The organism is Synechococcus sp. UW179B (assembly GCF_900474245.1).
Classification (GTDB): Bacteria; Cyanobacteriota; Cyanobacteriia; order PCC-6307; family Cyanobiaceae; genus Synechococcus_C.
Genome location: NZ_UCNZ01000022.1, coordinates 22,242 through 35,967 on the forward strand (window position 1 = coordinate 22,242; position 13,726 = coordinate 35,967).

Sequence of the window (13,726 nt, forward strand, 5' to 3'; positions counted from 1 at the left end):
CGTCTAACAAAAAACTTATCGCCCCTTGCTAAAGCGGGAAGCGGAATCACCCCGATCAAGCGCAGGGTCAGGAAAGATCGCCATGGCTACCTTCAAGATGATCATCCCCACAGCCATGACTTCTTCATCCAGGCTTAGAGACGTGCACGTTTTTCGGATGTCAATGCCGGAACACGAATGCCCCTGGGGACTGAAAGCGATTGCATTAATGCAGAAGCAAGGGATCAGCTTTGAAGACCATCGATTAACAAGCCGAGAGGAAGTCAACACCTTCAAAGCTCAACATGGCGTTGCCACAACGCCACAGATTTTCAACGGCGATGAACGAATAGGGGGGTATACAGAGTTGGCCGCCATGCTCGGAGAAGAAGCTCAGGGAGCTGAGTATTCCTACATGCCAGTGGTAGCAGTCTTCGGAACTGCACTTCTGATCTCACTGGTTTTGGAAGGCAATGTGATCCAACACTTCATGGGGATTTCCATCTGCACACTGGCAATGCTCAAGCTCATTGATGTGGAGTCCTTCGCGGCCAGTTTCGTGAAATACGACCTGGCCACAAAACGATGGCGCCTATGGGGCAAGCTCTATCCGGGAGTGGAACTACTGATCGGGCTTGGTTTTTTAATGAAACCGCCGCTTCCAATGGCAGGGTGGATCGCACTGATTGTTGGTATCCAGGGAATGATTTCAGTGCTCAAAGCGGTTTACATCGACAAGCTCGCTTTGAACTGCGCCTGCGTTGGAGGGAACAGCAAAACACCCCTAGGAATCATCAGCTTCACTGAATATGCAATGCAGAGCCTGATGGGCGTCATTGTCGCCTTCCAATTAGCAGTCTAAACTTCTTCAAAGCACATCAAAACTCAAACATATCAATGAAAAAGCAATTAAAGTCTTTGGCTGCTGAAATGCGAATCCAAAATCTTGTGGCCTTTGAAAATTCTCTAAAGACAACATAATGGAAGCAAGACTTCCGGCAAGAAGAAGTTGAATCACACTTGGGTCTATTCCAAGCTAGCCGACAATAATATCCATAGACATGCTCCCGCAGCACCAGCCTGCTCAGCATCAATGCTGCGCAAATCAAGAAACTCTGAAAAGCTTTTTCAACCTGATCCTTAATTTGAATAGGGCCAAAATCTGTTACTACTCAGACAGATATTGAATCCAAAAATCTAGAGAATAACGGATGCGGTGGATCGCTCAAGGCATAGGGTTATCCCAGACATGTTGCTTCGGAATACCAGGACCGTATCCAGGCTCTACTCCGTTGATTCCCCTCTGCTGCGGTTTAAAACTCGACTAATCTTTAGAGATGCACAATGATGAGCTTTCGGTGGAAGCCACAGACTCAATACTGATGATGCGCCACATTCATGAGCACGGCTTCCAGGCTGATGGCTGCACATGGCAATTAGCCAAACAACAAGGGAATAGAGCAATCCGAGGCATGGGCTCTAAAAAGTTCGCCAAGGCTGTTCAGGAGCTTGTCTCTCTCGGCTATGGGGTGGTGAAGATCGAAAAACCTCTTACTTACCGCTCTCTGAAGGAGATGGCATAAAAAAAGGCCTGCTTCCACGCAGACCTTTTTAGTGATTGAAGACCGCTCCCTCAAGCGACGTTCGTTTGCAGATCCCGTCCGAGGAACGCTTTACATATAGTAACAGACTGGTAAAGCTTTGTAAAGCTCATTGCTCTGGGACTTGATTCAACTTGTAAATGTTGAGAGCGAAGCAGGCGGTCCCGAAGCTCACAAGAAGCACGAGAAGATCTTGGGTGTTCATGGGTTGAACCGGTAAGAAGTGTTCAGAAGGGGACTCAGTTTTGAGCTGATTTTGCTTTCTTCACGACTGGCAGATCGGAAGGCTGGGCAAGGATGTACACCACGGCAGCCGAGACAATTCCGGTGAAGGCGATCAGGCCAAAGATGGCGGTTGAATAGTCGGTCATCAAAAGCGCTCGTGAACTTATGTAACGGACCCTAGAGGTTTTTGTAACGGGTTGCAAAGTTCGCCTGCCTCAGGCTGATCGTGCAGCGGGCATCACAGCAGCGGTTGATACAGGTCATCAGCTCACTCCCATGGCAGGTGGCATCGCCATGGGACCGTCAATCCCATTAGAGGCAAAGCCTCGATGAGCGAAACAAACAATGTTGAACAACCAAGAGAGGGCTTCAGCAACGATGACCACAAAAAACAAGCTATTTGCTTCTTCTATCCCCCACCATGGATGGGATCTTGATTGCCTAGAATTCTGAAAACTATCAGGCAATTCCAGCACAAACGAGAAGCGGAAAAAACTGCCCTCTGCCATTACGAACGAAATATCAATAGAAGAATGACCGTTATTCCATCCAAAGTTTTTTGAAAGCATAGGGAGCAGATTCACGCTGCTCCATAGATGATTCACGAATGAAGGTGATGCAAGCATTTGAGCCATCAAACTGCTTGTTATTGATGACCATTTTCATCGCAGCATTTAAACTTTTCCCTTTTTTTAATCCTGCATCAAGAGTTTTTACAGCACCATCAGGATCGCACTTACCAAGCCTCAGTGGTTCTGTGTCTTTGGCATGGCTTGTTGGAATAACACCGACAGACAGGATGAAGCTCAAGAACAACAGATTGATCAACGTCATCGTCCTATCGCTCATAACAATGAGTAAAGCATTAATCTCTTGAAATTTCCGCCCTAGGATATGACAAAAGATGCATGAGGGAAGTAAAACCGTTAAGCCCTTGATCAACATCTTTAAGGCCTCTTACAAGTAGGCCGGCTGAAAGCGTACTGAAGAAAGGCAAAATGAAGAGCACGATCCTTGAACCCCAAGGCGACCGGGGTTCTGATGGCAGCGGGAGCGCGCAGCTTTCCCCCAGCACATCTATCGCACAACAACATCACCGCTATACCTGGTCAGCCACAGACCCTCGGACTGATCACCCTTTTGGGGGTAGAGCGGGAACAGCGCTGCTGTTTTGCTGAAAGGCCGAACAGCCCAGACCTCTGGTCTGATCCGATGAACAGGACCAACGAATTCCTCAGCCCCAAACAAGGCAACAAGCTCGGGAAATCAGCTCTGCTGATGCCCCCCTTACGCGATGTCCAGTTCTCCTTCGACATCAAGGACCTCACCCCTCACCAGGACGAATACTGGAAATGGTGGGTCCATAGGATGCAGCTGGCGATCAGTCGCAGCTACGAAAACGATGATGTGCCAGTCCTGATCACTGACATCGCTGAGGAGTTCAGCTATGCATGCAAGTGGGAGCTGGAGATCATCAGGACCATCTCAGACATGGCCCTAGAGCTGAGGCGAATGCGTCTCTCAATCAACGAAGAGGAAACAGACGGAATAACTCTTCAAAGCGACTAGGCGGCAAGCTTCTACCCAAGTCCCAGCGGGAATCACTCGGCAAAAAGCAAGACGCGTTCATTCATCTGGGCTAATTGTCATTTGACAGGTCACTGATCAGTTCCGTAACACAAGTGACACTTACTCATTAGAGCCACTGGTAGAGAAGGTTGAAAGTTAATGCAGCACTATTTAATCGTCTGGAATTTCCCAACAGTGGAAGGGTCTTGGGATGCCTGCACTCCATTTGCTGAATACATCAATGCTGGCGGCCCTGGAGATTGCTTCGATGGCTTTGAGCTCAAATATCGCGTCTGCGAGCCCATCGGTGGAACAGGAATGGCCATTGCTGTTGCGAGCAACATAGGCAAGGTCTGGGCCCATCTCGCCCCTTGGATCAAGGGCTTTGGCATCGAATTCGAAGTGACACCTGTTGTTTCCGATGCTGAGTTCGCGGCCATGTGGCCAGGAGTTCAAGCTGCTGCCTCCACTGACTGACCAGCTGGTTGCATCACCTCCACCCTCAGTCCGTTGACTGCTGTGACTGAACGTATTGAGGGTGACTTTGTGATAATCAATAAAATTCAAGGCTCAAAATGGCGACATTCGATCAATCCACTCCCTTCATGCTTCTGGCCCGGATCCACGTGAAGCAGGGCTGCGTGGACCAGTATCTAGAGCTTGCCCGTGTGACTGATGCAGCCGTTCAGTCTTCCGAGCCTGGAATGCTTCATCACACCTTTGATCAGGATCCGGAAGACCCACAGATGTTTGTTTGGTCAGAGGTGTACGCCAATGACAAAGCCTTTGCCCTTCACGTCTCAAATCCTCCAGTCCAGGAATATTTGCAAAAGCATGCTGAACTAGGAGATGGATTCAGCATCGAGGTTTACGGCACTGTTGGCGAGGAGTGCAGAAAGCTGATGGAATCTTTCGGTCTTCCTCTCAAGATTTACCCATCCAAACTGGGATACAGCAGATTATAATTAAAACCAGATCAATGCCAACTTGGTGACTCAAATCGTTCGCACTGATTGAGAATCGTTCCCCGCCACAGGCGGGTTTTTTGTTGAAGCAGAAAAAGCCTTATAAACAGAAGCCTCCTACTTAGCTTCAGATCATCTTCCTCAAGACGTCGATCTAAACATCAATTCCATTCAGCTTTGCTGCCAATACAGCATCGGCTTGCGTTAGGCCGTCAACCTTATGGGTGTAAATCACAGCTTCCGCGTGTGCCCAGCCTAGGGAAAACTCAGCATGGTGTCCCTCGACTTCACAGATCGCACCAGCTGCATTCACCCAATCGAGGGCCGTCTGAAAATCGATGAATCGCAACGAACGCGTGAGGTGATGGTTATCAACCACTTCCCAGCCAGGCAGTTGAGGCAGCAGATCAGCAAGTTCTGCTTCTGTGAGTTTGGGAGCCCCTTCTTGGCAGGGGATACAGGTCTGTTTGGCTAAATCCATTGAGATCACCGGCAACATTTTCAGTATGGCCACAGCATTGATAGACCTGCATTGAATCCATACAAGGGAAGCTGCTGATGGACACAAGGTCGAAACCTTCTTCAAACGACAGCCTGAGGGGGAGAAGCTGAAACAGGCCTACAAGCTTGAAGCCCATGCCAGAGCATGGGCCTCTACAGCCGAAACAGACGGTCAACAACCATGAATGCAATAAAAACCCTGAAATACATCGAGCGGTTTGGCGAGAAAGATGAACAAGAAGAGGCCAAATGCAAACGCTGCAACCAATTCAATGCCGATAAAGAACATCAAAACCGTTCGTGCTCAATGGAGACGTGCAGAGGTGATGGACTAGCAAGAAAAGCTTGGCGCAGAAGCGTTCCCTAAATGCAATGAAACAAATTTCGGCATGGCCGATAGCCACCCTTTCTGTATTAAGGACTACGCATATACTTCTAATCAGCAGTAAATTGGAAGGAACACGCAAAAGGAGAGCAGCGATGGAAATAGAGGCATTCCGCAAACAATTGATTGACGCCAACCCCAAAATGACTTCACCTGCAAAACAAGAACTGATATCCGAAGATTTAGTCATCGCTTACGAAGCGTTAGACCGCATAACAGACAATCTCGGGGAGTTAATTGATGAGACAAATGACACCGAAAAGCTCGTTTACTATGCACAAATGAGAGGAGAACTATGCTCTCATTTTAATGGCTTAGCCATGCTATTAGAAGACTACAGCCAGGATGTTTAGCAATCACCGTTCCAGGCGACTCCCAATTTTGTATTAGAAATTACCCAAAGCAAATCCAAATCACGGATATGCTTTGGGTAATAGATACAGAATCCAATGACAACGACGCCAAGAATTCACAGGCCGATCCGTCGATCAGGAGCAGGAAAGCATGACAAATCCCACCCTCCGAATCCAACGGCTACACCCCCGACTACGTATCAGGAGGCCATCTCGCGTGATTTAGTGATTGCACTTGAAGCAACGGAAAGACTCAACAAAAGCCTTAACGAACTGATTGGAGGGAATGGATGTAGCGAGTTTCTTGCCTCCCATAGGCTGCTAGGAGAGAAGATAACATCCAATCGCAATATTTTGCACATGCTGATTCGAAATACTATGGATATCAGCATCAAGACGGACAGGCCAGAGCTTAGAACCAAATACCCCGACTATTTCACAAAATAAATCGAGGCCATGAAAGCATCATCACCCGAACACAACTGAGCTCTCTGACTGTTTATCCCTAAAAGCAGTTTAGAAGTCAGCTCATCAAATTATTGTCGTAATCGCAAGGACAAACTGATCCCGCCACAAGCGGGATTGAGCTTGTCCACTAAGCCTATGAGTAACATCACAGCAACGCTTGACGCGGGTCATCAACTCAGCCATTAACTCGGGAGATGGTGTGTTGTGCGAAGAAAGTCTTTTGCTCATAATCAATCAACCTACTATTTCCAATGATTAACTCTGAAAACAATGCACGACTGCCCGGTATGAACAAAATTATCAGCGGAAATCCTCAGAGCAATCTGTGTCATTTCCTCCAGAAAGGATTGCTTGGTGCTCTTACAGCCACAGCAGTCCTACACGGTGAGGGGTTGGCACATACCTATTCAGGCCAACACATCCATACAAGATCAGCCGCCTTCCTGCGCAACTGCATGGGCCAATCACCAGCGACAGTTACCTCGATCAACAGTGGGTGCCCGAACCGTTAAAAAGGGTTAATCGGGATTGGCTCGTCGGTGATACGCCTGCAAACGGTGCAACGTCATCTTTCAGGGCAAAAAGGGCTTTGGTACCTGGCGCGAGTGATCCAAAACCAAACCTCAAACCAGGCAGCTTCAAACCATGCACCAGCAGGTTCGATTGGTTGGCTGAGAGCGAATAAGTTCTAGCCGAAACACTGATAAGCATCTGCTGGTACGAACCCACCTCAGGTCTTACGAGAACTGATGCATGAACCCACCGCTGCCGAGCGAAGTCAAATTCGCCATAAACGGCCACCTGGAGACCGAGATTGCACACTAAAAAAGCGGACCCTTGAAGATCCGCTGTCTTGGAAAGATTGAAGGGGGCATTCCACCCCCACGAGTCACTTGGGTGATAAGGCTGACTTCACCCCATCTCCCTTAAAAGGGTCAGGCAGCAACAGGGGCTGCTTGACGGGAGAAACGTACGATGTTGTTCGCAGTTACGGGATTTGCTCTTACCGAGCAGGCTTCAGTCACCCTCCTTATGCCCCGTCGAAACCATTGCAGCCCCGAAGGCAGAATGGAGCTGAGCGGAATCGAACCGCTGTCCGAAACACCGGTGTGGACCACCTAGTCCGTTCAAGAACGAACCTCATCATTCTGGCATCAAGACCGAAAGATGCCTCGCCTCTCGAAGAGCAAAAAACACCAGTGCCTTTGCGATGCCCCTACGACGCAGCAAGCAAGCAGGAAGATATTCAGAAAAACCAAATATTGATACCAACCAAAAGCCAGATTTCAGATACCCACTCCATGCAGTATTCTTGCTATTCAAGAAGGCAAAAATAATCAATAAATCATCAACAAGATCATCATCTTGACAGATACATTTAAAAACAAAACAGGAGCTTTTCTGCAAATTGGCCACCGCTTTTATTAAGGCGATCGCATGTCCCGGAGGCTCTCTGGGCTTACAACCAAGACAAGAGACTTAGGCTCAGATACCGTGTCAATCAGTAGGCATAAGTCGAGACGTAGTAGTGAACAGAAAGCAAGCAAAATCTGAGCGCATTAAAGGTGTCTCCGTGCTACCTCAAGGATTGGAAGAAGCTGGAGTCACTGAGCTTCTTGCCTTAGGAGCGAAAGCGGTGAAACCACTGCGTAGGGCCGTCTCATTCGAGGCAGATATGGCTTGCCTGTATCGGCTTCATTTGCAATGCCGTCTGCCTTTTCGATTGCTGCGTGAAGTAGCCCGATTCCCATGTGATGGACGCGAGTCGCTGTATTCAGGGGTGCAGGAAGGACTGAACTGGGAACGCTGGCTGCATCCCTCGATGAGTTTTCGGGTGGATGTCACTGGGACAGCTCCCGGCCTTAATCACAGCCACTACTCCGCACTGCAAATCAAGAACGCGATCGTTGATCGACAACGCGACATCTGGGGACAACGGTCCTCGATCGATCTCGACGAACCTGATGTTTGCCTGCACGTGCATCTCGCTCGAGAGGGTGGCGTGCTGAGTCTCGATGGATCAGGCGGCAGTCTCCACCGCCGCGGCTATCGCGCAGAAATGGGGGATGCTCCCCTCAAAGAGAATCTCGCCGCTGGCTTGATCCGCCTGAGTGGATGGACAGGAAGCACTCCGCTCGTCGATCCCCTCTGTGGCTCGGGAACGTTGCTCATCGAAGCGGCGTCACTGGCTGCAGGGCATGCCCCTGGCCTCAACCGCAGCTTTGCCCTCGAAGGTTGGGCTGATTTTGATGACGACCTCTGGAGAGAGGAGAAAGAACGCGCGCTCAAGCGCCAAGAGCAGGGCCAGTTCCAACCCCTCATCATTGGCTGCGAACAGGATCCATCGATTGCCAAACAGGCTCGTAACAACGTTGAGGCCGCTGGTCTTTCCCACTTGATCTCCATTCAAACGGGAGATTTCCGAGATCTCCAGCTCCCCGAAGGACCAGGAACGATCGTTTGCAATCCTCCTTATGGATTACGCATCGGAGCCGATCAGGATCTTGAAGCGCTGTACGGCGATCTCGGAGCCATGGTGAAAAGCCAAGCCTCAGGATGGGATTTCTGGTTGCTTAGCGGCAATGCTGGAGTAACGGGAGCCCTGCGGATGAGAGCGTCCCGACGGATCCCGATCAACAACGGAGGCATCGACTGCCGCTGGTTGCATTATCAAGTGCGTTGACCGCAATCGATCAACGCCCCATCACGGCGCGGGTGGTTTTGGACAACCCTTCCAGGGTCTGCGGCAAATAAGGGCCCTTGGCCAGCTGGCCTCCAATCCGCAAGCTCGCACCCGCAACCACCACATTCAAGAACGCAAGGGTGAGCAACGACTGCAGCAACGTCCAACTGAAAGCGGTCAACGACCAGACCACAAAGGCCGTTTCAACAGCCACGAGAGCCAAGAGCATCAAGGTTCCGCCCATGGCCAAAAACACACCCCCGCCAATCAGGCGGCGCTTCTCTCGACCAACTTCCTGCAGAGCAATACGGACATGCAGGTCCATCACCGAAGCGGCTAGCGAGGTCACTCGACCCGCCGCGCCGAGACCTCTTGGGCGGCTCTCCTGAGATCCAGGTAGTTCACTCATGAGGAACGACGACCTCCAGTGAGCAGGGCACCGACAAGAAGGCCAACCCCAGCAGCGATGGCGATGGCCAGCAGCGGCCGCTCTCGCACGGGGCGTTCAATCTTGGGTCGCAAGGTGGCATTGAGATCATCAAGCAGATGCTCGAGTTGCTCCTCCAAGGGCTCAAGCGTGTCCGCAAAACTGCGCACGCTCTCCCCGGGATGATGCATCAAATCTTCCAGCTGTAGCTGCACGGTTTGCACCGCTCGATCGCTTTGGGAAGCAATCAATTGCACAACCTCATCAAAACTGCCCCGGGTGGCATCTAAGGCTTGATGCGTCACCTCGGGCCAACGACGCTGGATTTCAGGAACGAGAGACTCAAAATGATCCCGAAACCGCTGCGCAAAATCCTTGTCTTCCTCTTGGGATGGAGCTGAGTCCATGGGTAGGGGTAACGCCTTTTTCAGACTAGGGATGGTGTCTAGAAGATGACACCCATCTCAGGGCAACTGTCTCGATACCTATTCCTAGAGCACACGAATGCTCCAGATGATCCGGCATGCAGGCATGTGGATTTACTGCTTGAAGATGGTGAAAGCTGCCGCACCTGGCGTCTGCGCAGTGTTCCCCTTCCCAATGGCCCCAGCCTCAAAGCCACCCCATTGCCAAGGCACCGACTGATCTGGCTAGAGCGAACGTCAGCGGCCGTGTCTGGAGGGCGCGGTTGGGGACGGCGCATTGTGGGTGGCACTTTCCAGGGGGTCTTACCCGACAACCCAAAGGCGCTGATCAGGGTTGAGCTCCGCGGCACTGCCGCCCTTCGCTTTCCAGACCCCTTGATCCTCGAACTAGCCGATGGCGGATGCCGGCTGCATTCATCAGCAGATCACAGACCGACGCCAAGCCCTTGAGCTTTTCAGAAGCTTCGCTAGTTTTGATTTGCTGACAGCTGTGTCACCTGTTGGTCCATATCAATCAGGTCGGACTAACTCACTTCAAGTCCTTCGGTGGGGCGATGACCATCCCCCTCGAGACCGGGTTCACTGTGGTGACCGGTCCCAATGGGTCTGGAAAGAGCAATATTCTCGATGGCGTTCTTTTTTGCCTAGGCCTGGCCAACAGCCGGGGCATGCGTGCCGATCGCTTACCCGATCTGGTTAACAGCGGCATGCTCAAGGCAGGCAAGTCGGCTGAGACCACCGTCAGCGTGCGTTTTGATCTGAGCGACTGGCAGCCAGATGCCGCGGAGGAGGGGATTGAACCCCCTGAAGACGGTCCCTGGATTCAGGCTGATGCCAATGAGTGGACGGTGACGCGCAAGCTGCGCGTGATGCCGGGGGGGTCTTACAGCAGCACCTACAGCTCAGACGGGGAACCGTGCAACCTGCAGCAGCTGCAAACCCAGCTACGCCGATTGCGCATCGATCCAGAAGGCAGCAATGTCGTGATGCAAGGCGACGTGACGCGGATTGTCTCGATGAGCAATCGGGACCGCCGCGGCCTCATCGACGAGCTGGCAGGTGTCGCGCTCTTCGACACCCGCATTGAACAGAGCCGCCGAAAGCTCGACGACGTGCAAGAGCGGCAAGATCGCTGCCGCATCGTTGAACAAGAACTCCTAACCGCCCGCCAACGCCTGGAAAAGGACTGCGCAAAAGCACGGGCCTATCAAGACCTACGCGATCAAGTGCAACGTGGCAGGCAGCAGGAGCTTGTGCTGGCCTTCGAAGCCGCTGAAGCGGAGCTGAAGCAGCTCAAAACCCGCCAACACCAACTCAGCGAGCAGGAGATCCGCGACAGCGCAGCCATCAAGGAGAAGGAAACAACCTTGTCTGAGCAGGCCACACGCCTCCAAACCCTTCAGGAGAGCGTGAAGGCCTTAGGCGAAGACCAACTGCTCAGCGTGCAGGCGGAATTGGCCGGTCTCGATCCTCAGAACCGCGCTCTCGAACGTCAAGCCACGCAACATCAGCAGGAAGGCGAACGCCTACAAGGACTGCGACAGACCCTCACCAGCCGCCGACAGCAACTTCAAGCAGACAGCGAAGGGCTCAAGCAAGCCAACAACCCGGAGGTGCTTCAGGCAGCAGAGCAAGCCTGCCGCGATGCCGAAGCTGCTGTTGAAATCTCGCGCAGGCGCCTCGGCGATGTCGCCGGGCGATCAGGAGCCTGGCTGGATGAGCAACGCCAACGGGCCGCACGCCGCTCAGACTTACAAACCACGCTCACGCCTCTTCAGGAGGAACAACAGCAACTCCAAGAGCGTTTGCGTCTGGACGAAGCGCGTCAATCCGAGCTGCAGCTGGAACGGGACGAAGCCGGTGCCGAAGACCGTGAAGTTCAAGACCAGCTGGAAGCCCTGGAACAGGAGTGGCAAGCGCTTCTGGAAAGCCTGCGCAGCGGCAAAGAACAGCTCCAAGAACGCGCTGAAGCCGTTGCGATCCAACAACGCACCCGCACAAGGCTGGAAGAGGAACAGACCCGCCTGGAACGGGAAATCGCCCGATTAGAAAGCCGCCGGGAAGCCCTGCAGGAAACAAGGGGGACGGGGGCCTTGCGCCTCTTGCTGGAAGCGGGACTGGATGGAATCCATGGAGCCGTTGCTCAACTAGGCGAAGTGGAAGATCGCCATCGCCTAGCCCTCGAGGTCGCAGCTGGAGCACGCATGGCCCAGGTGGTTGTCGACAACGACCGGATTGCAGCCCGTGCCATCGATTTGCTGAAGAGCCGGCGGGCGGGCCGTTTGACGTTTTTACCTCTCAACAAAATTCGATCCCAAGCCGCTGGCGGTAGCGGTGGCTCAGCGATGGCCCGTGGCCGCCGACCGGATGGAGACCAGGGCGCCGGCCTGATCGCGCGAGCTGTGGAATTAATCCGCTACGAGCCGATCTATAGCGACGTGTTCGGGTACGTCTTTGGCGACACACAGGTGTTCAGCGACCTAGGCAGTGCTCGGCAACAAATCGGGCGTTTCCGCGCCGTCACCCTCGAAGGCGAACTGCTCGAAAAAAGTGGCGCGATGACCGGCGGCAGCTTCAGCCAGCGCAGCGGTGGGCTGAGTTTCGGGGTGAGCAGTGACAGCGACGAAGCCGAACCGCTTCGGCAGCGGCTGCTCGAGCTTGGCGAAACCCTGGTGGCTTGCAGGCGAGAAGAAAGCCGACTGCTTCAAGCGCTCGAGCAAGAACGACCACGGCTGCGTCAGCTGGAACAAAGGCAAGCGGCCCTGGATGCGGAGAGAACTGCAGCCAAGCGAGCCCATGGACCCTTGTTGGAGCGTTGCCGCCAACGCAGTGAGCGTCTCAACAGCCTTCAAGCCAACCGTACGCAACAAGAACAGCGACTGCTCATTCTCAAAACCACCATCAGTCCTCTGCTCGACGAACTCGAGAGAATTTCCACTGAGGAGCGAAAGGTTCAAGCCGAAGCCGATGCCGGGAACTGGCAACAACTCCAAGCCGAACTTGAACAGTCGGACAACGCCTTGGAGCTGGCCCGCCGCCATCGCGATGATCGCCTCCAGCATCAGCGTGAACGCGAATTGGCACAAACCCGAATCGCTGACCAACAACAGGCGATCGAAGAAGAAGAAAGCAGTCTCCAACGCGCCGTCACAGCACTCGCTGAAGCCCATCAACGCTGGCGTGATGAACAGAAGGAGTTGCAGGAACGTCGCCAGGCTTTGGAAAGCCAGCAACAAATCCTCCAAACCAAATTTGGGGAGGAGCGTCGCGCTCGGGATGCGGCAGAAGCGTCCGTGGCCGAGCTGCGTCAGAACCTCCAGCAAGCCCGCTGGGAACTCGAACGGTTGCAGGAGGAGCGTCAAGCGATTCAAGAGCAACTGCGCAGCGGTGGAATCCGCTTAGAGGAGCTCAAGCCCACACTGCCCAACCCCCTTCCTGAAATCCCAGAAGAGATCCGCGATGCCGGCCTTGAGGCCCTGCAGGAACAGCTGCAGCAACTTCTGAGACGGATGGAAGCCCTCGAACCGGTCAACATGCTGGCCCTCGAAGAGCTCACGGCACTGGAAGAACGGCTGGGGGACCTGGGCGAACGCCTCGACGTGCTCAGCCAGGAGCGCGAAGAACTGCTGTTGAGGATCGAAACGGTGGCCACCCTCCGGCAAGAGGCGTTTATGGAAGCCTTTCAAGCCGTCGATGGGCATTTCTCAGAGATTTTTGCAAGCCTGTCCGAGGGCGATGGCAAGCTGCAGCTGGACAATCCAGACGATCCCCTCGAGGGAGGGCTCACCCTGGTCGCTCATCCGAAAGGCAAGGCCGTACGCCGCCTGGCGGCCATGTCCGGTGGGGAGAAGTCACTGACCGCACTCAGTTTTCTTTTTGCACTGCAACGCTTCCGCCCCTCACCCTTCTATGCCCTCGATGAAGTGGATAGCTTCCTCGATGGCGTGAATGTGGAACGGCTTGCGGCCTTGATTGCCCATCAAGCCGAAGAGGCCCAGTTCCTTGTCGTCAGCCACAGGCGACCGATGATTGGCGCCTCACAGCGCACCATCGGTGTGACCCAGGCCCGTGGCGCTCACACCCAGGTTGTGGGATTACCCGATGCAGCCTGAACAGCGAGCTCCCTGGTCTTGCGTCAAAATGAG

General features: G+C 53.2%; 16 protein-coding genes. 9 read left to right on the forward strand and 7 right to left on the reverse strand.

What is annotated here, in order from left to right:
- Window positions 1-82: 82 nt before the first annotated feature.
- Entirely contained in the window at window positions 83-841 is a 759-nt protein-coding gene (locus tag DXY38_RS09485) for a MauE/DoxX family redox-associated membrane protein (RefSeq protein ID WP_115071448.1), read from the forward strand.
- 496 nt (window positions 842-1,337) lie between these two features.
- Complete coding sequence (locus tag DXY38_RS09490) at window positions 1,338-1,562, forward strand: hypothetical protein (RefSeq protein ID WP_115071486.1); 225 nt, start codon at window positions 1,338-1,340, stop codon at window positions 1,560-1,562.
- Window positions 1,563-1,819: 257 nt separating this feature from the next.
- On the opposite strand, the gene DXY38_RS14090 is transcribed toward DXY38_RS09490, so the two are convergent.
- From DXY38_RS14090 to DXY38_RS09500, 3 genes are all read right to left on the reverse strand, one after another.
- Window positions 1,820-1,951, reverse strand: a complete 132-nt coding sequence (locus DXY38_RS14090; RefSeq protein WP_006854419.1) for a hypothetical protein — start codon at window positions 1,949-1,951, stop codon at window positions 1,820-1,822.
- Window positions 1,952-2,068: 117 nt separating this feature from the next.
- Window positions 2,069-2,374: a hypothetical protein gene (locus tag DXY38_RS09495; protein WP_136988104.1), complete on the reverse strand. Its 306-nt coding sequence runs from the start codon at window positions 2,372-2,374 to the stop codon at window positions 2,069-2,071.
- Window positions 2,346-2,615, reverse strand: coding sequence for a hypothetical protein (locus DXY38_RS09500; RefSeq protein ID WP_244279083.1), 270 nt, complete (start codon window positions 2,613-2,615; stop codon window positions 2,346-2,348). Before DXY38_RS09500 ends, DXY38_RS09495 begins: the two co-directional genes overlap by 29 nt.
- Before the next feature lie 204 nt (window positions 2,616-2,819).
- On the opposite strand from DXY38_RS09500, the gene DXY38_RS09505 reads away from it, so the two are divergent.
- The 3 genes from DXY38_RS09505 to DXY38_RS09515 all read left to right on the forward strand — a co-directional run bounded on the left by DXY38_RS09505 (window position 2,820) and on the right by DXY38_RS09515 (window position 4,339).
- Window positions 2,820-3,374 (forward strand): hypothetical protein, encoded by a 555-nt coding sequence (locus DXY38_RS09505; protein WP_115071451.1) that lies wholly within the window; start codon window positions 2,820-2,822, stop codon window positions 3,372-3,374.
- A gap of 159 nt (window positions 3,375-3,533) precedes the next feature.
- A complete protein-coding gene (locus DXY38_RS09510; RefSeq protein ID WP_006854423.1) occupies window positions 3,534-3,851 on the forward strand; it encodes a DUF3303 domain-containing protein in 318 nt (105 codons plus the stop codon).
- Window positions 3,852-3,949: 98 nt separating this feature from the next.
- A complete protein-coding gene (locus tag DXY38_RS09515; protein WP_115071452.1) occupies window positions 3,950-4,339 on the forward strand; it encodes a putative quinol monooxygenase in 390 nt (129 codons plus the stop codon).
- Window positions 4,340-4,493: 154 nt separating this feature from the next.
- Here the strand turns inward: DXY38_RS09515 and DXY38_RS09520 are convergent, their stop codons facing one another.
- Window positions 4,494-4,853 carry a 4a-hydroxytetrahydrobiopterin dehydratase gene (locus tag DXY38_RS09520; protein WP_244279084.1) on the reverse strand — a complete coding sequence of 120 codons (360 nt, stop codon included), beginning with the start codon at window positions 4,851-4,853 and terminating at the stop codon, window positions 4,494-4,496.
- Window positions 4,854-5,185: 332 nt separating this feature from the next.
- Between DXY38_RS09520 and DXY38_RS09525 the strand changes: the two genes are divergently transcribed.
- Window positions 5,186-5,578 (forward strand): hypothetical protein, encoded by a 393-nt coding sequence (locus tag DXY38_RS09525; protein ID WP_244279085.1) that lies wholly within the window; start codon window positions 5,186-5,188, stop codon window positions 5,576-5,578.
- Window positions 5,579-7,189: 1,611 nt separating this feature from the next.
- Here DXY38_RS09525 and DXY38_RS13725 read toward each other — a convergent pair.
- Window positions 7,190-7,462, reverse strand: coding sequence for a hypothetical protein (locus tag DXY38_RS13725; protein WP_170952911.1), 273 nt, complete (start codon window positions 7,460-7,462; stop codon window positions 7,190-7,192).
- Between the two features lie 157 nt (window positions 7,463-7,619).
- On the opposite strand from DXY38_RS13725, the gene DXY38_RS09540 reads away from it, so the two are divergent.
- Complete coding sequence (locus DXY38_RS09540) at window positions 7,620-8,729, forward strand: class I SAM-dependent RNA methyltransferase (protein WP_371411005.1); 1,110 nt, start codon at window positions 7,620-7,622, stop codon at window positions 8,727-8,729.
- 10 nt (window positions 8,730-8,739) lie between these two features.
- On the opposite strand, the gene DXY38_RS09545 is transcribed toward DXY38_RS09540, so the two are convergent.
- Both DXY38_RS09545 and DXY38_RS09550 read right to left on the reverse strand, forming a co-directional pair.
- On the reverse strand, window positions 8,740-9,138 hold the full coding sequence (locus DXY38_RS09545; RefSeq protein WP_115071454.1) for a phage holin family protein: 399 nt from the start codon (window positions 9,136-9,138) through the stop codon (window positions 8,740-8,742).
- The gene (locus DXY38_RS09550) at window positions 9,135-9,563 is read right to left on the reverse strand and encodes a hypothetical protein (protein WP_006854461.1); all 429 of its coding nucleotides are present in this window, start codon (window positions 9,561-9,563) and stop codon (window positions 9,135-9,137) included. Before DXY38_RS09550 ends, DXY38_RS09545 begins: the two co-directional genes overlap by 4 nt.
- A gap of 45 nt (window positions 9,564-9,608) precedes the next feature.
- On the opposite strand from DXY38_RS09550, the gene DXY38_RS09555 reads away from it, so the two are divergent.
- Together DXY38_RS09555 and smc are read left to right on the forward strand one after the other, a co-directional pair.
- Complete coding sequence (locus DXY38_RS09555) at window positions 9,609-10,031, forward strand: hypothetical protein (protein ID WP_115071455.1); 423 nt, start codon at window positions 9,609-9,611, stop codon at window positions 10,029-10,031.
- A gap of 104 nt (window positions 10,032-10,135) precedes the next feature.
- Window positions 10,136-13,693: a chromosome segregation protein SMC gene (smc, locus tag DXY38_RS09560; RefSeq protein ID WP_244279086.1), complete on the forward strand. Its 3,558-nt coding sequence runs from the start codon at window positions 10,136-10,138 to the stop codon at window positions 13,691-13,693.
- Window positions 13,694-13,726: the final 33 nt, after the last annotated feature.